Source organism: Klebsiella sp. D5A (assembly GCF_001620885.1).
In the GTDB taxonomy this organism is placed as follows: domain Bacteria; phylum Pseudomonadota; class Gammaproteobacteria; order Enterobacterales; family Enterobacteriaceae; genus Klebsiella; species Klebsiella variicola.
Map to the genome: position 1 here is coordinate 163,930 of NZ_LOAR01000012.1, position 22,822 is coordinate 186,751.

The 22,822-nt window shown below is 50.5% G+C and carries 24 protein-coding genes and 2 pseudogenes; 15 read left to right on the plus strand and 11 right to left on the minus strand.

Annotation, left to right across the window (positions count from 1 at the left end):
* Window positions 1-30: 30 nt before the first annotated feature.
* On the minus strand, window positions 31-1,011 hold the full coding sequence (locus AS136_RS18350) for an arabinose ABC transporter substrate-binding protein (protein ID WP_002911518.1): 981 nt from the start codon (window positions 1,009-1,011) through the stop codon (window positions 31-33).
* Between the two features lie 889 nt (window positions 1,012-1,900).
* Here AS136_RS18350 and AS136_RS18355 point away from each other — a divergent pair.
* Window positions 1,901-2,410, plus strand: coding sequence for a non-heme ferritin-like protein (locus tag AS136_RS18355; RefSeq protein ID WP_012541238.1), 510 nt, complete (start codon window positions 1,901-1,903; stop codon window positions 2,408-2,410).
* Between the two features lie 64 nt (window positions 2,411-2,474).
* On the opposite strand, the pseudogene AS136_RS29380 reads toward AS136_RS18355, so the two are convergent.
* Window positions 2,475-2,639, minus strand: a pseudogene (locus AS136_RS29380) (succinate dehydrogenase).
* A gap of 66 nt (window positions 2,640-2,705) precedes the next feature.
* On the opposite strand from AS136_RS29380, the gene AS136_RS18360 reads away from it, so the two are divergent.
* Entirely contained in the window at window positions 2,706-4,217 is a 1,512-nt protein-coding gene (locus AS136_RS18360; protein ID WP_012541237.1) for an MFS transporter, read from the plus strand.
* Window positions 4,218-4,254: 37 nt separating this feature from the next.
* On the opposite strand, the gene AS136_RS18365 is transcribed toward AS136_RS18360, so the two are convergent.
* Window positions 4,255-4,506 (minus strand): DUF2766 family protein, encoded by a 252-nt coding sequence (locus tag AS136_RS18365; protein ID WP_002911524.1) that lies wholly within the window; start codon window positions 4,504-4,506, stop codon window positions 4,255-4,257.
* A gap of 149 nt (window positions 4,507-4,655) precedes the next feature.
* Between AS136_RS18365 and AS136_RS18370 the strand changes: the two genes are divergently transcribed.
* Window positions 4,656-6,077: an MFS transporter gene (locus tag AS136_RS18370; RefSeq protein ID WP_012541236.1), complete on the plus strand. Its 1,422-nt coding sequence runs from the start codon at window positions 4,656-4,658 to the stop codon at window positions 6,075-6,077.
* A 36-nt stretch (window positions 6,078-6,113) separates the two neighbouring features.
* On the opposite strand, the gene AS136_RS18375 is transcribed toward AS136_RS18370, so the two are convergent.
* Entirely contained in the window at window positions 6,114-6,752 is a 639-nt protein-coding gene (locus AS136_RS18375; protein WP_012967669.1) for an RpiB/LacA/LacB family sugar-phosphate isomerase, read from the minus strand.
* A 243-nt stretch (window positions 6,753-6,995) separates the two neighbouring features.
* Here AS136_RS18375 and AS136_RS29050 point away from each other — a divergent pair.
* Together AS136_RS29050 and ftnA are read left to right on the plus strand one after the other, a co-directional pair.
* A pseudogene (locus AS136_RS29050) lies at window positions 6,996-7,106 on the plus strand (hypothetical protein); the annotation flags it as partial.
* 57 nt (window positions 7,107-7,163) lie between these two features.
* Complete coding sequence (ftnA, locus tag AS136_RS18380) at window positions 7,164-7,661, plus strand: non-heme ferritin (protein ID WP_008804225.1); 498 nt, start codon at window positions 7,164-7,166, stop codon at window positions 7,659-7,661.
* 36 nt (window positions 7,662-7,697) lie between these two features.
* Here ftnA and AS136_RS18385 read toward each other — a convergent pair whose 3' ends face one another.
* On the minus strand, window positions 7,698-7,937 hold the full coding sequence (locus AS136_RS18385; protein WP_004200338.1) for a YecH family metal-binding protein: 240 nt from the start codon (window positions 7,935-7,937) through the stop codon (window positions 7,698-7,700).
* 190 nt (window positions 7,938-8,127) lie between these two features.
* Here AS136_RS18385 and tyrP point away from each other — a divergent pair, with 190 nt between their 5' ends.
* Window positions 8,128-9,339: a tyrosine transporter TyrP gene (gene tyrP, locus AS136_RS18390; RefSeq protein ID WP_032738871.1), complete on the plus strand. Its 1,212-nt coding sequence runs from the start codon at window positions 8,128-8,130 to the stop codon at window positions 9,337-9,339.
* 25 nt (window positions 9,340-9,364) lie between these two features.
* Here tyrP and AS136_RS18395 read toward each other — a convergent pair whose 3' ends face one another.
* Complete coding sequence (locus tag AS136_RS18395) at window positions 9,365-10,033, minus strand: YecA/YgfB family protein (protein WP_008804222.1); 669 nt, start codon at window positions 10,031-10,033, stop codon at window positions 9,365-9,367.
* Between the two features lie 90 nt (window positions 10,034-10,123).
* The gene (locus AS136_RS18400) at window positions 10,124-11,005 is read right to left on the minus strand and encodes a dihydrodipicolinate synthase family protein (RefSeq protein WP_023297887.1); all 882 of its coding nucleotides are present in this window, start codon (window positions 11,003-11,005) and stop codon (window positions 10,124-10,126) included.
* Between the two features lie 329 nt (window positions 11,006-11,334).
* Here AS136_RS18400 and AS136_RS18405 point away from each other — a divergent pair, with 329 nt between their 5' ends.
* Both AS136_RS18405 and AS136_RS18410 read left to right on the plus strand, forming a co-directional pair.
* A complete protein-coding gene (locus AS136_RS18405; RefSeq protein WP_063266888.1) occupies window positions 11,335-12,225 on the plus strand; it encodes a DUF1796 family putative cysteine peptidase in 891 nt (296 codons plus the stop codon).
* 637 nt (window positions 12,226-12,862) lie between these two features.
* Window positions 12,863-13,741, plus strand: coding sequence for a restriction endonuclease (locus tag AS136_RS18410; RefSeq protein WP_063266889.1), 879 nt, complete (start codon window positions 12,863-12,865; stop codon window positions 13,739-13,741).
* Between the two features lie 312 nt (window positions 13,742-14,053).
* Here the strand turns inward: AS136_RS18410 and AS136_RS18415 are convergent, their stop codons facing one another.
* A complete protein-coding gene (locus AS136_RS18415; protein ID WP_063266890.1) occupies window positions 14,054-14,800 on the minus strand; it encodes an NADPH-dependent F420 reductase in 747 nt (248 codons plus the stop codon).
* Between the two features lie 101 nt (window positions 14,801-14,901).
* On the opposite strand from AS136_RS18415, the gene AS136_RS18420 reads away from it, so the two are divergent.
* A complete protein-coding gene (locus AS136_RS18420; RefSeq protein ID WP_063266891.1) occupies window positions 14,902-15,270 on the plus strand; it encodes a winged helix-turn-helix transcriptional regulator in 369 nt (122 codons plus the stop codon).
* Window positions 15,271-15,435: 165 nt separating this feature from the next.
* Here AS136_RS18420 and arsH read toward each other — a convergent pair whose 3' ends face one another.
* Window positions 15,436-16,134 (minus strand): arsenical resistance protein ArsH, encoded by a 699-nt coding sequence (gene arsH, locus AS136_RS18425; RefSeq protein WP_063266892.1) that lies wholly within the window; start codon window positions 16,132-16,134, stop codon window positions 15,436-15,438.
* Window positions 16,135-16,220: 86 nt separating this feature from the next.
* Here arsH and AS136_RS18430 point away from each other — a divergent pair, with 86 nt between their 5' ends.
* Genes AS136_RS18430 through arsC form a run of 3 tightly spaced genes read left to right on the plus strand, consistent with a single transcriptional unit; the run spans window position 16,221 to window position 18,314 of the window.
* Window positions 16,221-16,541: a transcriptional regulator gene (locus AS136_RS18430; RefSeq protein WP_006818636.1), complete on the plus strand. Its 321-nt coding sequence runs from the start codon at window positions 16,221-16,223 to the stop codon at window positions 16,539-16,541.
* Window positions 16,542-16,586: 45 nt separating this feature from the next.
* Window positions 16,587-17,876: an arsenic transporter gene (locus AS136_RS18435; RefSeq protein ID WP_063266893.1), complete on the plus strand. Its 1,290-nt coding sequence runs from the start codon at window positions 16,587-16,589 to the stop codon at window positions 17,874-17,876.
* A gap of 12 nt (window positions 17,877-17,888) precedes the next feature.
* Window positions 17,889-18,314, plus strand: a complete 426-nt coding sequence (arsC, locus tag AS136_RS18440) for a glutaredoxin-dependent arsenate reductase (protein WP_063266894.1) — start codon at window positions 17,889-17,891, stop codon at window positions 18,312-18,314.
* A 127-nt stretch (window positions 18,315-18,441) separates the two neighbouring features.
* On the opposite strand, the gene gcvA is transcribed toward arsC, so the two are convergent.
* Window positions 18,442-19,344: a transcriptional regulator GcvA gene (gene gcvA / locus AS136_RS18445; RefSeq protein WP_199487195.1), complete on the minus strand. Its 903-nt coding sequence runs from the start codon at window positions 19,342-19,344 to the stop codon at window positions 18,442-18,444.
* Between the two features lie 116 nt (window positions 19,345-19,460).
* On the opposite strand from gcvA, the gene AS136_RS18450 reads away from it, so the two are divergent.
* From AS136_RS18450 to AS136_RS28250, 3 genes are all read left to right on the plus strand, one after another.
* Window positions 19,461-19,787, plus strand: a complete 327-nt coding sequence (locus AS136_RS18450; RefSeq protein ID WP_063266895.1) for a gamma-glutamylcyclotransferase family protein — start codon at window positions 19,461-19,463, stop codon at window positions 19,785-19,787.
* Between the two features lie 430 nt (window positions 19,788-20,217).
* Window positions 20,218-20,970, plus strand: a complete 753-nt coding sequence (locus AS136_RS27115; RefSeq protein WP_077265728.1) for a glycoside hydrolase family protein — start codon at window positions 20,218-20,220, stop codon at window positions 20,968-20,970.
* A 107-nt stretch (window positions 20,971-21,077) separates the two neighbouring features.
* The gene (locus AS136_RS28250) at window positions 21,078-21,584 is read left to right on the plus strand and encodes a hypothetical protein (RefSeq protein ID WP_148718829.1); all 507 of its coding nucleotides are present in this window, start codon (window positions 21,078-21,080) and stop codon (window positions 21,582-21,584) included.
* Between the two features lie 333 nt (window positions 21,585-21,917).
* On the opposite strand, the gene AS136_RS18455 is transcribed toward AS136_RS28250, so the two are convergent.
* Window positions 21,918-22,822, minus strand: a 905-nt coding sequence (locus AS136_RS18455) for a tail fiber domain-containing protein (protein ID WP_148718830.1), incomplete at its 5' end; no start/stop codon positions are given.

A 22,822-nucleotide genomic window follows, 5' to 3' on the forward strand; every position in this document is an offset into this window, starting at 1 on the left:
GCCGCGGCGGGGGCCAGTTCAACCAGGCTGTTACAGCCCTTTTTTCGCCAGCTCTTCTTTGAAGTTATCGCGGGTAATCAGCACCACATCGGTCACCGCCGTGAACTTCGGCGGCTCAACGCCCTTAGTGACCCAGTTGTAGAGCATTTCGCTGGTTTTATAGCCATGAATATCCGGGCTTGGCAGCAGGGAACCATAGAAGCCGGTCGGTTGCGCCTTCGACAGTTCGTTGACCGCATCCACACCGTTGATGCCGATGCCAATCACATCCGGTGCTTTAAAGCCCTGGCCTTCAGTGGCACGCACGCCGCCGAGCACGGTGTTGTCGTTCATCCCCACGATCAGCCAGTGTTTCACCTGCGGGTGCTGGACCAGCATGGAGTTACCGGCGTCAAACGCCCCCGGGATATCGTTAGATTTTGTCGGCACGCGGTAGATTTGCGCGTCCGGGAAGCCGGCTGCCTTCAGGGCATCGATGGAGCCGGTGGTGCGACGACGGGCGGTGTCCAGCTCATCGGCGGTGATAGCCATCACCGCGGTGTCTTTAACATCCCAGCCGCGTTTTTGCATCTCTTTATAGAGTTCCTGCCCCTGGCGGGCGCCGATTTCGCTGGCCGCCATCATCACCAGCGGTACGCTCTCCATCGGTTTGCCTTTCGCATTGACGAACTGGTCATCGACGGTAATGACCTTCATGTCATAGCCACGCGCTTTGGCGACAATCGCCGACCCGAGCTTGGGATCGGGGGTACAGATGACAAAGCCCTTCGCGCCGCTGGCTGCCAGGCTGTCGATTGCGTTGAGGGTTTTCTCACCATCCGGAACCGCAATTTTAATGACGTCAAACCCTAAATCTTTTCCTGCTTTATCAGCAAATTTCCACTCAGTCTGGAACCATGGCTCTTCCGGCTGCTTCACCAGAAAACCCAGTTTCAAATTTTCCGCCATAGCTGATTGTGACATAACCGCAGCGAGACCAATGGCCGCCAGCGCTTTAGTAAATTTGTGCATGGTAAACTCCAGCTTTAATTCGCTTTCATGTAGGGAAAAATCGGAATTAACAATTTTATCGGCATCAAAACAAGGCATTAGAAAAATCGCATTCCCCACTGCCGTTGTTAGAGTAGTAATACCCGGAAATTATTTCTCCATACGAGAGCATTATCACATCGCGGAATTACAGTAATTGCGTACATACATTTAGCAAAAAATGACATAAAAAATGACACAATTGTCATACAATTTTACCGGGCTATAGCAGGATCATCTATACCACCAGCAGACTTATCCTTGTGATGTCAGAGGATGTTTAACAGAGGGTTACAGCGCTGTTATCCCCGGCGATTCCCAGCCTCGTAAAGGGCGTTCGCCTCTGTGCCTCTTAAGTGACAACAGCCCCGTATCGCCGGGCGACCGGGACCGCTTAATATCGCGAAAAAACGGATCTTTTCCGTAATTAATACCGAATTGAAAAAATATTCCGCTTCAAATAAAAGCCTGCAACAAAAAATAAAAATAATGATCATTAGCCAGAAACATTACGCTTGAAATAACTTATTCCGCTCTGTTCTACGACAAATTTCGTAGTCAAATACCTATAACTTATCACTAACGCGATGCCAGCAAGCCCCGGCCAACGGCGCATGATTTCAGTCCAGATACCCTCTAAAAATAATGGTGTAACAAAACGTAAATTACCGCGATTGAGAGTTTTCTTAATTCCGTTGAGCGAGTATTCTTAAATCGTCGGCAAATGGAAAAAATACCCGACTCATACGGAATGTGTAGAGTTTTATTATTCTGCAACAGTGCCGCGTGTCACTATTTTATCTTGTGGTTATCCGCAGGATCTGTCGACACGCATCAGTAACCCCTTCCCGGTTAATAAGGATATTTTTTTATGGCAGTTCCAGGAATGGCACAAAAGCTAAACACCCAGATGAATCTTGAGTTTCACGCCTCTAACGTTTACCTGAACTTAAGCGAGTGGTGTGCCCGGCATCGCTTCGACGGCGCCGCGACATTTTTGCGCACCCGCGCGCAAAGCAGCATTACCCTCACCATGCGCGTATTTGACTATCTGAAAAAAGCCGGCAGCTGGCCGATAGTGAATCCCGACCGCGCCTGTAATCCCGAATGCACCTCGCTGGAAGATCTGTTTACCCAAACCCTGAACGATTACCAACAGCGCAGCAGTATGCTGAGCGGTCTTGCCGAAGAAGCCAGGGCACAAAGCGACGACAACACCTGGCGATTTCTGACGCTGCTGGCGGAAGAGCAGCAACAGGATGGTCTGCTGTTGCAAAGCGTGCTTGAGGAAATCCGCAATGCCGATAAAGCTGGTCTCGGAATGGAGCAGACCGATCGGCGTCTGATGGCATTGGTCGGAGAACCACGGAAGCCGCATTAGTCAGCCATTTTCGCTCTGTCAGGGGGAGCGTGCCCACGCTGCCCCGTCTCTCGCTTTAAATCAGTTATGTCAATTTTTCCACCTCATTTATTCCCCAATAGAATAAAAAAGTTTTAACGCGATCGCATTCCCTCGTCACCGTTACCCCTTCTCAGGGATTAGTGAGCGCGGTCACTTTTTATCAAGCCACAAAGAAATATAAAAACAGTGTTTCAAAAATATAAAACACGAGGTTTATTTTTTTATGGCTAGATACACGGCTTCAGCCCCTGAAGGGCTGCAGGGAAGACCGATCTTGTTACGCCATCAGTTAGCTTACGGCGGCGGTAATCTGTTGGGGAGTGGCGCGCTGGCGATAAGCGGCGCCTGGCTGCTCTATTTTTATACGACTTTTTGCGGCCTGACGCTGATCGAGGCCTCATTTATCTTCTCCGTCGCCAGCATCATCGATGCTATCAGCAACCCGCTGATGGGCTATCTCACCGATAACTTTGGCAAAACGCGCTTAGGCAAGCGCTTTGGCCGCCGGCGTTTCTTTCTGCTGATCGGCATCCCCTTGATGATGTTCTACCCGCTGCTGTGGGTGGAAGGCCTGAGTTTCTGGTACTACCTCTGCACCTATGTGGTGTTTGAGATCATCTACACCTCTATCATGGTGCCTTATGAAACGCTGGCGACAGAGATGACCGATGATTTCTCGCTGCGCTCAAAACTGACCGGCTATAAAGCCATTTTCGGCAAGCTAGCCAACTTCCTTGCGGCGTTTATTCCCGGACAGTTCATTCTGCTGTATGGCAAAGATTCTGCCACCCCTTTCTTCCTCACCGGTCTGACCTACGGCGTTATCCTCATCGTCGCGATTTCCTGCCTGTGGCTGTGCAGCTGGGAACGAAAGCGCGAGGAAGAAATAGAAACCAGCGCCAGGAAAGGGCTGCTGAGCACCCTGCTGTCGCTGGCAAAAGACATGCGTTCCACCTTTTATCTGCGCGTATTCCGCAAACATCTTGGTATGTACCTGTGCGGGTTTGGCGCTGAATGGCTGTTTGCCTCCATCTTTACCTATTTCGTGATATTCGTTCTTCAGCACGACCCGGCGATGGTCGCCGGACTGAATAGCCTGAACTCGATTCTGCAACTGATCTCTACAGCGCTGTTTATCGGCCTGTGCGTAAAAAAAGGCTTCAGTAAACCCTATATTCTGGCGCTGGGGATCGTGATTTTCGCGGTCCTGCTGTATACCTCGCTGTGGTTCTTCCATCTGCCGTCAGGCCTGGCGACGGTGCTGATGTTCGGCATTACCGTACTGTTCGGCCTGGGTACCGGCGGGGTTTACTACATTCCCTGGACCGTTTACACCTTCCTGGCCGATGTCGATGAGATCTACACCGGACGCCGTCGGGAAGGGATCTATGCCGGCGCCATGACCTTCTCAGGGAAAATTCTGCGCTCGATTGTGGTGTTCTCGATGGGGGCGATCCTGAGCTTCTACGGTTTCCAGTCAAAAGCGCACAGCCAACCGGAAAGCGCGGTGACCGCTATCGCGGTGGTATTCTGCGTCGGGGTGATCGCGTTAGCGTTGGCCGCCATCGTCTTCAGCAAGCAGATGAAGCTGGATCGTAAAGCTCATCTGGTGGTGCTGCAGGAAGTCGCGCGGATCAAAGCGGGCGGAAAAATCAGCGATATCGCGCCGGATGTACGAGTTATCGTGGAGGATCTGGTCGGTCATCGCTACGAAGAGTGTTGGGGCAACAGCAAGTTGTTCAAAGATGCTGCCCCTGCGCCTGCGCAGACCGTCGTTTCCCATTAAAGAAGAAGGCCCCGCCGGTAAACGGCGAGGCCTGTTATTAATGCGTCTCTTCCTGCGGGGTAAACTTCAGCTCAATCAATGCGATCGCTTTTTGCACCGCGCGAAGGGTCACCGGATCGGCAGAGGCCGGATGGCTGGCGAAGTCGATAGCTTTCAGCTGAGTAGTCATTTTTTCACGCACTTCCACGGGCGCAATGACGTCAATGACATCGAGGATCTGTTTGATAACCAGCTGGCAAGCAACCACATCGGAAACCAGCTCATCGTGTTCGGTAAGATGTTGAGACATTAATTACTCCTTTTTTCAGGAGCGTAATAGTACCCTAAATTTTCACAGATAAAAAAACCTGCCGTCGCAGGTTTTTTTATCTACCCTACTGGCGGCGGAACTTCTCCTGCCGCTTTGCTCAGGCTCACATTCTTGATGGCAGTGACAACATGAATACCGCGATCTCTTCCAGAGACGAACGTGCTTTTTCAGCGCCTGCGCTGCTGGTGGCCGGTGCTTTTTTTATGGAGTTTCTCGACGGGACGGTGATCGCCACCGCGCTGCCCGATATGGCGAAAGATTTTGGCGTCACCGCGGTCGAGCTGAATATCGGCATCAGCGCCTATCTGATCACCCTAGCGGTACTGATCCCGGCCAGCGGTTGGATCGCCGATCGCTTCGGCGCCCGCGCTATTTTTACCCTCGCCCTGGCGATCTTTACCCTTGCCTCGGTCTTCTGCGGCCTCTCCACCGAGGTGCATACTTTTGTCGCCATGCGTATCCTGCAGGGGATCGGAGGCGCGCTGATGGTCCCTGTCGGTCGCCTGGCGGTACTGCGAACCACGCCGAAACACCTGCTGATCAAAGCCATCGCTACCCTCACCTGGCCGGCGCTGGTGGCCCCCATTATCGGCCCGCCTTTGGGCGGCTTTATCACCCGCTACGCCAGCTGGCACTGGATCTTCTTTATCAATGTCCCGCTGGGCCTCGCAGCCATCATCCTTGCGCTGCGCATTATCCCTGATATTCGCGAAACGGAACGGCGCTCCTTCGATCTCACCGGCTTTATCACCACCGCAGTCGCGATGGTCAGTCTGGTCACCGCGATGGAACGGCTCGGCGATCGCCAGCCGCAGATCTGGCCGACGCTGGCTCTCGCCGTGCTTGGCTTCGGCTGTCTGACATATGCTATACGCCACTTCCGCCGGGCGACGGCGCCCATGGTTCGTCTCGACGCCCTGCAGGTGCCAACGTTCCGGGTGACGATGTATGGCGGCTCGCTGTTCCGCTCCTCCATCAGCGCGGTCCCCTTTCTGCTGCCGCTGCTGTTTCAGGTAGGGTTCGGCATGGATCCCTTCCACTCCGGCCTGCTGGTGCTGGCGGTGTTTGTCGGCAATTTGACCATCAAACCCGCCACCACGCCGCTGATCCGCTGGCTGGGCTTTCGCCGACTGCTGTTGATCAACGGTGCACTGAACGTCTGTTCACTGCTGGCCTGTGCGCTGCTCACGCCGCAGACGCCGGTCTGGGCCATCATGTTAATCCTTTATCTCGGCGGGGTATTTCGCTCGATCCAGTTTACGGGCGTAAGCACGCTGGCCTTTGCCGATGTCCCCGCCGCGCAGATGAGTGATGCCAATACGCTGTTCAGTACCGCGTCGCAGCTGGCGGTGGGGCTGGGGATCACGCTCGGGGCGATTGGCATTCGCCTGGGCGAGCAGGTCGGCGACTGGCTGCACCTTTCCACGCTACCGGGGATCAGCTTTCGTCTGTCGTTTGTCTTTATCGCGGTGATCTGTCTGGTAGGGATGATCGACAGCCTGCATCTGGCCAAAACGGCCGGCAGCAGCGTGTCGGAGAAGAAGAAATAATGATGGAAGGGCCAGCGGCGCTGGCCCTGATGACGGTTAACCGACGATCTGGCGAACGAAGGCTTCGATGGCTTTATCCTGACAGTTTTCGAAGAAGCACTGCTGGAAGCGTGGGCCGGATACCGCGGTTTTCACCAGCTCCGGATCGATGGCGCGCAGGGTGTCGAGATAGTTTTCTTTTACCACTGCCGCTTTAACCTGGTTGAGGATCCCGGCATTTCGTACCTGCGGCTCTTTGCGCTCCGGCGGATAGCCTTCGCCGTTGCGGCCGGTAAACGCTTTTTCAAAGATAAAGCGTACATTCAGCTCCGCGCCCCAGCCGAAACCTTTGGCAAACGGCAGCGACAGCGCATTACCATTGTTGATCTGAGCAAACAGGAACGCGTCCGCCGGATCGATACAGTAGCCGCAGACCACGCCCGGGTGAATATTCAGCGACATCAGCGCCCCCTGACCGGTACCGCAGCCGGTGACCACGAAGTCGACCGCTTTCGAATTCAGCAGGATGCTGGCCATGATCCCGAGGTGAATGTAGGTCAGATGATGATCGTGCTCATCGCTCATGCCGACGTTGAACACCGGGAATCCTTTTTCGTCAGCAACGGCGCTAAGCTCCTTAAGGATGATGGCGTTTTTGTTCGCCTGGCTGTTCTCCATCATCAGTGCAATCTTCATGGTTTACTCTCCTGAATGCTGTGCGGGCCTGCCCGCAGAATGTCATTGGCGTTGACTGCACTCTACTACCTGGAAAACAAACTTTCAAATTTTATGAAAAGTTGTTTTAAAAATTACGCAGCGCTTCACACTTTCGCCCTCTCCGCCAGTCCAGTCGCCAGGTCCCCGCCCCCAGGCATGCCCCCCTCACCTCGCGCGCTCTACCTCGCAGCCCGTTGGCCGGTCATACCATTTTCCACCACAATTAATAATAAATTAAAACCATTCTCATTTATTATTAAATTGCCAATGCGTGTTATTCCCATTAGCATTTTAAATAAAACATTTTTAAATTTACTTTTTGCAAATAATTAAATAACAAATTATAGTGGCAGCCGATAACATCTATTTTTTAATTCCAGGAGCGCGACAATGCTGAAAACGGAAATGATCGACAAACTGAATGAACAGATGAATCTTGAACTTTATTCTTCTCTTCTTTATCAGCAGATGAGCGCCTGGTGCAGTTACCACAGTTTTGAAGGGGCTGCAGCCTTCCTGCGTCGCCATGCCCAGGAAGAGATGACCCATATGCAGCGCCTGTTCGACTACCTGACCGACACCGGCAGCCTGCCACGCATCAACGCGATCGCCTCCCCGTTTGCCGAATATGCCTCACTGGACGAGCTGTTCCGCCAGACCTATGAGCACGAGCAGCTGATCACGCAAAAAATTAATGAACTGGCGCACGCCGCCATGACCAGTCAGGATTACCCGACCTTTAATTTCCTGCAGTGGTATGTCGCTGAACAGCACGAAGAAGAGAAATTATTTAAATCGGTGATTGATAAGCTGACCCTCGTTGGAAAAAGTGGCGAAGGCCTGTACTTTATCGATAAAGAACTGGCGACCCTCGACACACAGAATTAATCTTCCGCGCCGCGACACCCCCGTGTCGCGGCCATTTTAATGCCGGCAAATCTTATTTTCTGCGGTAGTAAAACCTTCCTCTCTGGCAATAAATTTGCCTTTTTTCTCTAAAAACGCCACCAGCTCTGCGGCGCTTAGATTCTCTGCTGAACAGGTGTGAAACCGCGCCTCTTCGCCAAAGCGGCGGCGAATGGCGGCCTCCAGCGAGGCGACCGTCCAGGACTCACCCGAGGCGAGCATCATCTGTAAAACTTCATGACCATGAATAGAAGACATAACCCCTCCTGAAAACCACCAGCTTAGGCCAGCCATGCCATCGGCGCCTTGCGCCAGCGCAGGCTTTCGCACCCTTAAATGCGTAAAGATAAAATTACAGCACTTGTAACCCTCATTTGACGAACGCTGTAATATCCCCTACTCTGCGCGGCATAATTTATTGTTATTAGCTGTAGGGATAGCGAAAAGCGTGAAAAACCGCACTCTGGGCAGTATTTTAATCGTAGCTGGCACCACTATCGGTGCAGGAATGTTGGCGATGCCCTTGGCCGCCGCCGGCGTCGGGTTTGCCGTCACGCTGGGTTTACTTTTCACCTTGTGGGCGTTGATGTGCTATACCGCCCTGTTGCTGCTGGAAGTCTACCAGCACGTGCCTGCCGACATGGGGCTCGGTTCCCTGGCCGCACGCTATCTGGGCCGTTACGGGCAGTGGGTTACCGGGTTCTGCATGCTGTTTCTGCTGTATGCCCTCACGGCGGCCTATATCAGTGGCGCCGGTGAATTGCTCGCCTCCAGCCTCAACCAGTGGCTGGACTGGCAGCTGCCGCCGGCGGCCGGCGTACTTTTGTTTACGGCGCTGGGCGGGGCGGTGGTGTGCATCGGTACCTCGCTGGTCGACTTATTCAATCGCTTCCTGTTCAGCGCCAAAATCATCTTTCTGGTGATTATGCTGGCGCTACTGATGCCGCATATTCATCAGGTCAATCTGTTGACGCTGCCGGTTGAGCAAGGCCTGGCCCTGTCCGCCATTCCGGTGATCTTTACCTCCTTTGGTTTTCACGGCAGTGTGCCGAGCATCGTCAGCTATCTTGGCGGCGATATCCGTAAACTGCGCCGGGTATTTATTATCGGCAGCTTTATTCCGCTGGTGGCTTATATTTTCTGGCAGCTGGCGACGCTGGGGAGTATCAACCCTCCCGCTTTTACCGCGCTGCTGGCCAAAAACGCTGGTCTTAATGGCCTGCTGGAGGCGATCCGCGAAGTGGTGGCGTCGCCGCACGTGGAGCTGGCCGTACACCTGTTTGCCGACCTCGCGCTGGCGACCTCATTCCTCGGCGTCTCGCTCGGCTTGTTTGATTACCTGGCCGATGTGTTTCAACGCAAAAACAGCGTCAGCGGACGTCTGCAGAGCGGCGCGATCACCTTCCTGCCGCCGGTGGCGTTCGCCCTGTTCTATCCCCGCGGTTTTGTTATGGCCCTGGGCTACGCCGGGGTGGCACTCGCCGTGCTGGCCCTGATGTTGCCTGCCCTGCTGGCAATGCAGAGCCGCCGACAACATCCGCAGGCTGCCTGGCGGGTGGTCGGCGGCGCGCCGGCGCTGTGGCTGGTTCTGCTGTGCGGGATCGGTATTGTGGCGATTCAGTTCAGTATCGTCGCCGGACTGCTGCCTGCGGTGGGATAAAAAAGGGGCCGGCTGGCCCCTGGTTTTATTTTGCTAAGCAGCACTGCTTATACTTTTTTCCGCTCCCGCACGGGCAGGGATCGTTGCGTCCGACCTTCGCCTCATTTCTGACCGGCTGCGGAACCACCACCGGCAGGGGATTCGCCATCCAGTACTGGTAAAGCGCCAGCGCCGCCGGCGTGATACGCTCGATGCTGTCAATAAACTCATCCGCCGTCAGATTATCCAGCGCGGTAAACTGCGCTTCGCTGCCGTGGAGCGCGATAGCGTCCAGCGCCGGCTTAAGTTCAGCGGGCAGCGTCGACCAGTCGCTCAGCGCTACGCCGCGCAGGTAGCCAAAGCACCACTCTTCGACGATCGTCAGCTCCTGACCTTCCGCTTCGCGGGTGCCAAACAGCGGTTCGAACTGATCGGGATAGGACTCCAGGCGTTCAGCGATGTCGCTCATATGCTGCAGCGTCAGATCGACAAAGCGATCGCGCTCGCGGTCGTTGGCCCAGCGCGGCACATTATCCGCCCCGCCCCAGATCGCCACCAGCCACTGGGCTGGTTCGATATCGGTCGGCGCAGAGAGGATAGCCGTCAGCAGGCCATCCAGTTCAGACACATCCAGAATAGCGCCTTCGGTGGCGTATTTCGCCAGCGTCTCGTCCAGCCATTCCAGTTCGTTTTCGTTTAAAGGTCCGGTATTCATTCACAGGCTCGCATGGTAAAAATCGGGCCTACAGTAGCCGAATTGCCGACAGAAAGCCACCAGGCGCGGCAATCCGCCTTCCCATGCCCATCAGGCCAGGCCGTGCAGCGCCGCCGCCACGTCGCGAATGGCCTCCTCCCCTAACGGCAGCAAGGGGCGGGGAAGGCAGTCAGGGTCGCACAGCCCCAGAATGGCCGCCGCGCTGGCGATTACCCGCAGGCTGCCGCCATAGCGGTCGAAGCATCGCCAGAGCGGGGCCAGCTGCGCATTCAGCGCCGCAACCCGTGCCGCGTCGCCAGAACGAATCGCCCTTACCAGCGCCCCTGAAAGCTGGGGAAAGAGCCCGCCGCAAACCGAGTACCAGACTTGGCAACCGGCCTGCAATCCCGCCGTCGCCAGGGCATCGCCGCTGGCGCCAAGCGTAACGCGGGCAGGAAGATGACGGCGTAGCGTTGCCACCCGCTCACTCGCCTGCGGCTCAGGCAAGCCGGGAATTTTAATCGAAGCGATGGCCGGCAAGGCGGCGATGCGCCCCTGCAGCTCATCCGCCAGCGTGACGTGAGTGGTGCGGGGATTGTCATACAGGCAAACCGGAACCGAGACGTGCCGACAGACCTCTTCGTAGAAGGCAAAGATCTCCTCCGCAGAAAGCGGCTGATAGGACATCATCGGCAGTAATAACGCATCCGCCCCGGCCTGCTGGGCATCCTCCACCAGGCGCAGCACCTCGCTGGTAGCGATGGCGCCGACGCCAACCATCATCGGGATCGACCCAACATGCGCTTTCGCCACCTGCACCACCCGCTTGCGCTGCTCACGATTCAGATACGCGTAGCTGCCGGTCGAGCCTAAGATGCCCAGAGAGTCGACTCCGGTATCGGTAAGACGAGAGAGAATACGGATAAACGCCTTTTCATCAAGATGCTGCTGATGCAGCGGCGTCAGCGGAAATGCGCAAAGCCCTGTGAACATGATGCCTCCGGCAGGCTGGGATAAAAGTCCGGTTGATAGTAGCAAGGAGAGATCGTTTTGTCCTGGGACAAATGAACGATCGCCGCTGAGCGTGATGTATTCATTCGCCTGCGTGCGATGCTCTCCTCCGGGATATTTTCCCTGTCAGTTCAGGCATCAGGATCCGTAGATTCTGGCGAGCGTCTTCAATAACCGCTTCCTCTGTAGCCGCCCGTATTTCCTCGATTGCCAATATCCTGTCTATTTGACATAATCCCACACGATTTGTATGCCTACCTGTTTTAGCAGCAATAAAATAAAGAAAGACTACAGCTTCAATTGGATAAAAAATGAGATATGACATTAAAGAAAAATACCTAAAAATACATCTAATAAAAACAACCTATAAAACGCTACTCGGTCGACCGGCAGATAGCGATGGTCTGAAAAACTACCTCAACGCCATTGCTAATAAGTCACTTGCAGAATCAGCAGAACGTCTTAACTCATCGCTGATGCATAGCGACGAGTTTATTGCTTTCACGAAATCCAGAATGTCATCTGATAAATTCAGTTACACACCACAAGCGTTAACAGAGAGTGCTCCTGATGATTCAATGCACGTCAAACATATTGTCTCCCTGGGCAGCCATTGTTTAACTTCATGGACATTGAAAAAATTCAACCTGAAAAAGATATCACTGCCTTTTGACTGGCTATTTGCCTGTCCGGCGATGATTATCGACTGCCTGAGGGATGATTTTACCTCATTTTTAGATAAAAATGAGTACAGCTCATTACGTCGCCAGTCGCGAGAACCCGGAGCACACCACAATAAATACAAAGAAAAATATCGTCTGAATGAAATATTCACGCATCGCGACCCAAATACTCCTGCTGATTATGAGTATTACGTCCGCGCGGTTAAAAGATTCAGAAACATATTAAAAAGCAAAGAAGGGAAGCTTTTTGTGATTTGCTGTAGAGAGGAAATAGATATAGCAAAGCAACTCCCTGAATTAGTCACTGAACTTTCTCACCACACGACTAATTTCTATCTGTTGGCTTTTGCCTTGCAGAAACCCGCCTATCTTCAACTGGAGCGTATATCTTCGGATGAAAATTATTCACTATATAGTTTGACACCTGAGTCTGAAGAAAGATTTACCGGAAAATTCTCCTCGCTTACGGATGAGATGGTAATTATATCGAAAGTCCTTTCGTTCAACCTCGAACTCTAGAGACGGTTTCACCTCCGGCCTCTGGCACGCAGAGTATCGATTTGCCTCCCCCTGCCGGTTTGGGGGAGCGAAATCATCCCAACGACATTATTCCACGAGGCGCGACGGTTTAGCCGGGTGCGGTTATCCTGGGGGAAGAGCAAGGTGGACAAGAAAACTAGTATGAAGTGATATTATGAAATGGGTGGTTTTGAAACAAAAAACCACCCGTAGGTGGTTTCACGACACTGCTTATTGCTTTGATTATTCTGCTTTTATCCCAATGGTACCCGGAGTGGGACTTGAACCCACACAGCGCGAACGCCGAGGGATTTTAAATCGTGCGCTATTTACCTCATAATCAAAGATATATAACCAATTTTCATAATAAACATGGTTAATGTTATCTATAATTATCATATAGTTACATAGATTCAAGCTGCTTAATTATGAAGGAGTTGGTCCTAAAATTACAGCGCGTTTGTCATAACAAGCGCTGTAGATGCTTAGTTGCAGAATCCTATTTAGATGATCATATTAGTCACGATGAATGACTGCTAAGTGCCAATAGCGGAACACACTAATGTTGGTGTACAGGTGCTGACTCATTTCCTCCTCCACTTTCATCCCGTTATACTGTGAAAAAAAGGAGGTAGGCGTGAAACTGAAAATGCAGGATTTGAGGCTGTTTAATCTCGTGTTTGAGAGCGATCCTGGCTGGATACTGGATTTCTCTAACCGCACCTTGTCTGCTTTTTTTGATGAAGAACTGAACATTGATATTGATGATGAACGTTATCAGGAAGAGGGTACGTCAAAAGCCAAACGAGTTAGATGCTTGCTGAAACAGGCTGATCGTGAGACCGCTCTGCGGGTTCTTGGCGCTCTCTGGCAGTATAAAACTGAATCCATGCCTGAACAGGCTGAACAAAGTCGTAATGACTATCTTGCACTGATTTCCCGCTTAGAAAACGCTGACACCGATGAAGCCAAAGGCGTAAAGCCTGTCCAGGCATGGCATGGTGTTGATTGGCCTTCACTTATCGCTGAAATGAACGAGATGAAATCTCTGCCGCCACATCCACGTGGTTTTCGGTTTGAAGCCTGGCTTGCTGAACTGTTCAGTATCTTTAAGCTTGCTCCCCGTTCGTCTTTCCGAAATACAGGCGAACAGATTGACGGAAGTTTCCGACTGAATGATGAATTTTACCTGATGGAGGCAAAGTGGCATCAGAAAAGAACGTCGGCTGCCGATCTCCATGTATTTGAAGGAAAGCTCAGTACCAAGGCAACCTGGACACGCGGCGTTTTTATCAGCTGGATGGGGTTTACGCCTGAAGGTCTGACGGCTTTTGGTAAAGGGAAGCGTGTTATCTGTGTCAGTGGTTATGATCTTTACCACTCACTGAGTCATGGGATCCCTTTACCCGACCTTCTGGACGCTAAAACCCGGCACGCGGCTGAAACGGGAGAGCCCTATGCTGAGTTCGACCGGCTATATGCACTGAAGAACAAACAGTTCGGCACGCTGAAATAACTGGTTGGGAAGCGTGACCTGCTCCCTGTTGATTCACATAGAATGCTATTAGTAATGTCGCATATCCCTCATAGCAGGCCTTGCAATGCTTGTGCCGGTCCGCTTTGTGCCAACAGCGGACGTTCACGGAGCTGGTTCATTATCGATGAGGTATGGATTTCGAGGATAAATTAATGATCAGACGCCAACGCAAACCAAAAGCATCCCTGGAACGGATTTGTTAATCCAGCTTCTGACCATTGATTATTCTAAAGAATAGACATATTGCCGTTACTCTGACAGGCGCAACTTTCTTAATCACCGGCAGCCACGTTATACAGGCCAGTTGATTGATCGATTGTTATCAATGATATCTTCATGAGTCGGTGCCTCACCCAGCTTACCGAAGCTGGCATAAAGTGAGGGCAGACGGGCCCGTCCTTCTCCCTTTTTCGCCAGAGGGAAAGCGCGAAGCATGGTGGCAGCCTCCCAGTCACAACAATAGGATGGTGTGCACGGCTGCTGACGCCACGATTCAGCGATAGATCCGGAAAATACGGGGTCAAAGCCGGTATCGTTAACCAGCGACATAGTGACCTGTACGGCGGCTGAATTATCTCCTGCTACTGCAACCGCCAGGCGACCGCGGCTCCCTTCAGGCAGTCCCAGTCCTGCCAGAGAGTCGGCGAGTATATTGTTGAAGGCTTTGATAACTGGATGCCCAATCTGCTCCTGAACCCATTCACTTTCCGTCTGACCTTCATCCAGCGCAGCAATCTGCGGATCACGCAGACCTGGATAGTAGTTGCTCGTGTCAATGACAGGGACATGTGGAGGTAAACCCGAGAAAAGCCCATCAGGCAGACTACTCACCGCCGGGAATGGAATTGACAGAATAACTGCATCTATGTCAGTAACTACACCATGAATGTCCGCCGGCACTGCGTTAATTTCACTGGCAAATTTCCTTACAGCGTCTAAACCGCGTGAATTTGCCACTTTTACCTCATGCCCAGCTTCGCTTAACTTACGTGCAAGCGTACCGCCAATATTGCCTGTACCAATTACGCCGATTTTCATATTTAACTCCTGAAGTTGTAAGCAATAGGGGGTACACTAATCCCATACTGTGATAACGACAAGAACCTACAAAATAGTGGGTTGCTTACCTGGAGGTAAGTATGGAAAGAGATTGGCGTTGTGATGAACCTGAACAACGACTCGTATGGGCGCAGGTTACCAGCGAAGCACTGAAGATTATTGAAGGTAAATGGAAGACAATAATTTTATGCCAGCTTTTCGCCGCTAAAGTCCCACTGCGCTTTTCTGAGCTTGAACGTAGGATCGAGGGTGTAAATCAAAAGATGCTCATACAGCAGCTTAAGCAACTGGAAAAGGATGGGATTGTACTACGGACGCTTTATCCTGAAGTCCCGCCTCGTGTTGAATATTCCCTCACGGAACTGGGAACAGCACTGGGTCCATCTATGGCGGCATTGATTGAATGGGCCCTGCTGCGTCGGGAAACTCTTGGCCTTGAGTCTGGTTGAGATTATCAGGCCGGTATATCCCGGATTGTTTATATTTCCCGAAATGATGTTCGAAACTTGTTTCGTGATAACCGACGTTCGCTGTTCGCTCGAAGCAGACCTTCACCCCATTCAGATTGTCCGCTCTGTGCCAAAAGCGGACGTTTTTGAGCTCAATAAGAGACGTTATATTTTGTCCTGATTGACGCGAGATGAAAGCTCCTGATGGCTTTCTTTTCGTTCACTGTAGCGATCGGCAAGGTAGCCGGTTTGCCCCTTGAGCAACAGCGTGATTTTAAACAACTCCTCGGCGACATCGACGATACGATCATACCAGGAAGAAGGTTTCATCCGCCCGTTCTCATCGAATTCCTGCCATGCTTTGGCTACTGATGATTGGTTGGGGATAGTGAACATCCTCATCCAACGTCCAAGAATACGCATCTGGTTCACGGCATTAAAAGACTGCGAGCCGCCACAAACCTGCATTACCGCAAGGGTTTTTCCCTGCGAAGGGCGAACCGCGCCTTCACTTAACGGGATCCAGTCGATCTGTGCCTTCATCACCGCACTCATTGCTCCATGCCGCTCAGGAGAACTCCACACCATTCCATCACACCATCTGACCAACCCGCGGAGCTCGATGACTTTAGGGTGCGTATCCGGAGCATCATCCGGCAGGGGTAAACCTGAAGGATTAAACAGCCTGACCTCCGCTCCCATCGCCGTCAGCAGGCGACCCGCTTCTTCTGCTGCAAAACGACTGTAGGAACGCTCTCTTACCGAGCCATACAGAATCAGAATACGTGGCGGTTCCTGGAGCTTCAGGCGTTCAGCAATCTGCTGATCGAAGCAATCTGCGTTCAGTGCGGGAAAGTGTTCCATTATTATTCCTTCAGGATATTCTGGTGATTTAAAAATTAACATATATGGTTTATCATATATTAATTCTCAAGGGAACGGAGTATAAAATGCTACAGCCAGTTCAGCTTTTTAAAATCCTGTCGGATGAAACCCGCCTCGCCATTGTCATGCTTCTCCGGGAGTCCGGCGAACTATGCGTATGCGATATATGTGCGGCCACGACTGAGTCACAACCCAAAATTTCTCGCCATATGGCTATCCTACGTGAAGCAGAGCTGGTGCTTGACCGCCGGGAAGGCAAATGGATTCACTACCGCCTGTCTCCCCACATGCCAGCGTGGGCGGCTGAAACGATCACAACGTCATGGCAGTGTCTGAGAGAAGATGTGGGTAAATGGCTGTCACAATCAGCCTGCACGTCATGCTGAGAATTCTTATCACATGCATATAACCAAATATGAAAGGAACCTGTAATGATTTTGGCAGGGAGTATATTTATACTGACGCTGGTTCTGGTCATCTGGCAGCCCAGAGGACTCAGCATTGGCTGGAGCGCAACTATCGGAGCCGTAATGGCGCTGGGAACGGGGGTTATCCACATTCATGATATCCCTGTAGTCTGGAATATCGTCTGGAACGCAACAGCGGCGTTCATTGCGGTGATCATCATCAGCCTGCTGCTCGATGAGTCCGGTTTCTTTGAATGGGCCGCGCTGCACGTTTCCCGATGGGGTAACGGGCGTGGTCGTCTGCTGTTTACCTGGATAGTACTGCTTGGCGCTGCTGTTGCTGCACTGTTTGCAAATGACGGTGCTGCACTGATACTAACGCCGATTGTAATTGCGATGCTGCTCGCATTAGGGTTCAGCCAGGCGACGACTCTGGCCTTTGTCATGGCTGCAGGATTCATCGCTGATACCGCCAGCCTGCCGTTGATCGTTTCCAACCTGGTGAATATTGTCTCGGCGGATTTCTTCGGCCTGGGCTTTACACAGTACGCCTCCGTGATGGTCCCTGTGAACCTTGCAGCCATAACAGCTACGCTGGTCATGCTTCACCTCTTCTTCCGTCGCGATATTCCGGCCAGATATGACGTTTCACTGCTCAGGATACCTGCCAGTGCGATTAAAGATCCTGAAACGTTCAGGGCTGGCTGGGTTGTTTTGCTGTTCCTGCTGGTCGGTTTCTTCGTTCTGGAGCCGCTGGGGATCCCTGTTAGCGTGATAGCAGCCGTTGGGGCTACGGTGCTTTTTGTAGTAGCAAAACGTGGCCATGCCATTAATACCGGGAAAGTGCTGCGCGGAGCGCCCTGGCAGATCGTGATTTTCTCACTGGGTATGTATCTGGTCGTTTACGGCCTGCGTAACGCAGGACTCACTGAGTATCTTTCTGCCGTACTCAATATGCTGGCAGACAAAGGTTTATGGGCTGCCACGTTCGGTACCGGCTTCCTGACAGCGTTCCTGTCGTCTGTGATGAACAATATGCCGACGGTGCTTATTGGTGCATTGTCCATTGACGGAAGTACTGCGACTGGCATCGTCAGAGAGGCGATGATTTATGCCAATGTAATTGGCTGTGATTTAGGTCCTAAAATCACCCCGATAGGCAGTCTGGCAACCCTGCTGTGGCTTCATGTGCTGGCACAGAAAAACATGACCATCACCTGGGGATATTACTTCCGCACCGGCATAATCATGACCCTGCCCGTGCTTTTCGTCACTCTGGCCGCGCTGGCGTGGCGGCTCTCTGTCATCTTGTAGTGAGATATCGATATGAGCAATATTACCATCTATCACAACCCGGCCTGTGGCACCTCACGTAACACGCTGGAGATGATCCGTAACAGCGGTAACGAACCAACCATTATTTATTATCTCGATACGCCCCCGACTCGTGATGAGCTTAGCAAACTGATTTCTGATATGGGTATTTCAGTACGTGCATTGCTGCGTAAGAACGTCGAACCTTATGAGCAACTGGGGCTTGATGAAGACAAATTTTCTGATGAGCAGTTGGTTGATTTTATGCTTCAACATCCGATCCTGATTAATCGACCGGTTGTCGTGACGCCGCTTGGCACACGTCTTTGTCGTCCCTCAGAAATTGTGCTGGACATTCTACCTGAAGGTCAGAAAAGCGCTTTTACCAAAGAAGATGGCGAAAAGGTCATTGACGAAACAGGGAAACGGGTTAAGTAATCTTTCTGCGTAATATTAACGGGCGTCTGTTTACTTCATACCGGCGTCCGCTTCTCGCACATAGCGGACCTCACACTCAGTGAGTTAGTCCACGACGTCAAGGAATGAACCATTATAAGATGGCCATTCAATCTTCCAGCAAACTCATTTCTTCAGTGAGCCACTGTCTCAGAATTCGTATTTTAAATGAATCCTGATTATCCGAGCGATAAACTAAATCGTATCCCCGCTCAGCCTTAAGTTTGTATTGCGGAAACGGGACAACAAGCCTTCCAGCAGCTACATCATCTGCAACCAGAACACTGCGTCCCAGAGCCACACCTTCGCCACGTATAGCGGCCTCAGTCGCCATGCTGCCAAGGGTCCATAAGGGGCCATGATGGCAGCAAAAATTTTTTTCTCCGGCCATTTCAAACCATGCCTCCCAGTTCGCCAGCATTCTGTATTCATGAAGAAGAACGCAGTTTGAAAGTTCCTTAATTTCTGCCAGGCCATTATGTTCTTTAAGAAAACCCGGGCTACAAACGGGGGTAACTGTTTCATCGAAGATACGCTCATACGAAACGTCGCGGTAATGGCCAAGACCATAACGAATGGCTGCATCTACCTGACCATCATTGAGATCCACGTTACTGTCAGTGACATCCAGCTGAATATCAAATTCAGGATATCTCTGCCTGAAGCGGCTCAGACGCGGTGCCAACCATTTGCTAGCAAATGAAACTGTTGTACTGACACGTATACTTTTTGCATGGTTCCTCCCACGCAGCCGATCAGATTCCATCATTAACTCACTCAGAAGGCGGGTAACAGTACGATGATATTCAGCCCCTTCCTGAGTCAGGATTATCTGTCGGGTCAGCCTCAAAAATAGTTTTAATCCCAGATGCTCCTCAAGCTTCCGGATTTGCCGGCTTATCGCGCCATGCGTTACGTGCAACTCTGCTGCTGCCAGTGTCATGCTGGAAAGGCGGGCTGTAGCTTCAAAAGCACGCAGAGTCTGCAATGGGGGGAGGCGATCAAATATCATACTCGTGATAATAATTCACACGTATTGTGAGAACAAATAATTTGTCAGGCCAGAGTCCGAAAAACAAAATTAACACATAGAAAACTCACATTGGCTTTACGATAAGCGGAGGAATGATGGAAAGCTTGTTTGTTTACGGAACCCTGGGTCCTGGCCGAACTAATGCTCATGTTCTTGAAAAGATTGGGGGGACATGGCAGGAAGGCCACGTTGGTGGTTCTTTATTAGATAAAGGTTGGGGTGCAGAGATGGGATATCCGGGGATCGTATTAGATGATTCCGGTAATCGTGTACAGGGCTTTATATTCATGTCAGAGAATTTGCATCTTCACTGGCACATACTCGATGAGTTCGAGGGTTTTGAGTATGAACGGGTACAAGTAGAGGTGACTACATCTTCCGGACAGACTGTAAAATCATGCATCTACATGCTCAAAGCATAAACTATGAGACCAGCTGTGAGCTACTACACGATGGCTAAAGCATCTTTAGCAAGCGATTCTTAAACCTTCATGCGTGATTCTTTGTCCTGAACGATGTCCGCTACCCCCTGTAAGTTCAACCGATCTGTGCCACGGGCGGAGATTCCTCACCTCAGCATGTGTTTGTCAACAACGAGGAACAGGTCAATCCGAATATTCCACTAAAAAACCTATGGAATACTTATTTTCACCAAATTTTGGAGATTTATCGTTGTATCAGGCATCAGAAGCACATTTTAAATCTACTATATCCCGCGAAAAGCCTGAATGTAGGCTTCTACAAATCCTCAAATTACGTTATTGACATATGAGTGTTTGAAGGAGTAACCTTCATTTACTGTATATAAATACAGTACTTTTTAGGTATTTTATAAACGTCAAAGAGGTATTTATGAGCATTGAAGATTCAAACCAAGGTCCAGGATGGCATGACCATGATACTCCATATGGTACCATCCATAGTTATGATGGCGATGACCATACTTATAATGAAGGAGGGAGCGGTGGTGCAGCAGGAAATCAACACACTGGGTTAACAGCTAATACATGGGTCGACATCTCTTCCACAAAAGATTATAACGGTAGATATATGTCCATGTGTGTTAACAATCTGAAGGATCACGAAGGCTCCATCAATACAATGTATCGTGACAGTGAAGGTAACATTACCGTTGGCATTGGGCATTTTTTAGGTTCAGCTGCAATGGCTCAAGCTTTACCATTCAATAAAACAAAAGTTGTCCGTTTGCACGGCGATGATATGGAAAGTGAAATCGCTGTATCAAAAGCTGATATAGCTTCTGCATTTAATTATTTTAAAGAAAACCCCAAAGCAATTCCTAGTATTCATCTTTCAAATGCTGATGTCATTGGTTTGTGTATCAAAGATGTTCAAACAACTGAAACAGGGTTGCGTGGCCTTTACCCTAATTATGATAGTTTCTCCGACCCACGGAAAACTGCACTGGTAGATATGGGTTTTAACCTTGGAGTACCTAAACTGAAATCGAAATTTCCCAAGTTTAATGCTGCCGTAAACCGTGGCGATTGGGAGACTGCTGCGGTTGAGTCTCATCGAGATTTGAAGCAAAGGGGTGATAGTCGAAACAAAGATACAGCTAACCAGTTGCGATACAATCGTTAGTAGTATATTTTTAGGTTCCCATCATCTCTGATGGGAACCTGTCATAAGTAAACATTCGTATAATCTTATGACTATAATGGATTTGCTCAGTTTCGTGAGGGTGTTATATGTTGCGATCTTTAACTTTTAGCTTTTTGTGTTTCTGCTGTATCAGTGAAGCATCAGCAAATGTTAACGTTTTAATTGCTCCTAAGTCTACGTCGTATGAAACAAACACATCAACTGAGATTAAAAAATACCTTAGTGAACTAGAACATGGAAAGATAAATAATCTCGACTCAAACCCAGAAGACGTAAATCATGCTATTAATGCTTACCTTAATAAGGTTCAAAAAAAAGCATCTTTATTTTTTAACCATGATGAACTTGAAAGATACAATGGGACAGTTTGTAAAATATCAATCACTACTGGAAACACACCATCATCGTCACCTATTATAACTCAAGTATTTACCATCGACCAGTTAGCTGACAATGATAAAGAACCCTGTCGGAAAATAAATAAAAATCTAAGTTCAATTGTCACTCACGATAGTCAATTCCAATATCCAAGAATAGTAAAAGACTATGGTGATCTGTCTATTGACATGATATTTAACATCAACAACAAATAATTTTAGACAACATTTTATGGCTGAGGGAAAATGTTTTACCACATAGAGCGGTGATGATTAATTGCCAGAGCTTAAAACTCTAGCATCATCCATCGCCAATTAAAAAAATACACCTGAAAGGTTCATACACTCGACCAAGTAAGGTGTTTGCATTAAACATAAATAATGCCCCACCCAATTAATTGGGTTCCATGTAGTAATATTAATCAAATACCTACAGCCATCATTCAATGCTATCTTTTTTCTGGATATTTATGTTACAACTTAGGTATCAATCCTGAGGAAATTCGGTATCATCCCCTTCTCTCCCGTAACGGCAACTTTTATATGATCTTACTTCATTAAGTCATTAACCTGTTGTCGAAGTTCCTGTACTGTTAATACCAGGTCTGCCAGAATCGCCGTATAATCCACATTCATCACCCTGAATTTTTCACCATCGATCTCCTGCTCGATGCCGAGGAAGGTATACAAGTCGTCAACTTTTTCAGCCTGCTGGGCGATAAATCCACGCCTCCGGCGTGTTTCGCCCTTCATGTTGAACTCGCATACTCCCAGCGAGTTAATACGCCTGGAGGCCCCGTCCTGTGGTTCCGTGAAGGCATCTTTCAGCCGTAAATCTGAGCCGGTGGTCAGGACGTCACCCTTACCAGTTGAGATCGTGCCGCCAGCGCGAAATATCCATGCGTCCGTACGCCCGAAGCCATCCGCGTAGAGCACCAACCGATGCTCAGTGCCTACCTGCTCCTCCATGTACATCTGCACGTAAGCGCCGTCTACGTCACCATACGCTCCTCGCCCTGCCATCAATGAGCGTACAGGGTTGGAGGTCAGTTGCGTTCCAATAGCTGGATTGGCTGGCATGGTGGATGATGCCGTGATGCGCCCGTCAGTGACCCAAAAACTTGCCACCTGACAATTCAGCCGGTTCTGCCTGTCGTGGATAATGCGCGCCGTGTAGTCTGCACTACTGCTGTTGTAGTGCCAGTCAATGTAAGGTGTACTCATTGACAGTTCGATTGCCTGCGTCAGTACCTTCCCCTTTGACGTGTTATCGATGTTGCCGCCAGCCGATAATCCACCGGGCAAAGTCGTCTGGTTATCGGTGCCAATAACGAGAATGTCATCAAAGGTGTCTGACGGTGACACAGTGGTCGCTCTTGAACGCTGAACCCTGAGCGGTGTTCCTGAGCCAACGGCAATTGTCCCGCCTTGCCCCTGTTTTTTGAGCAGAGCCA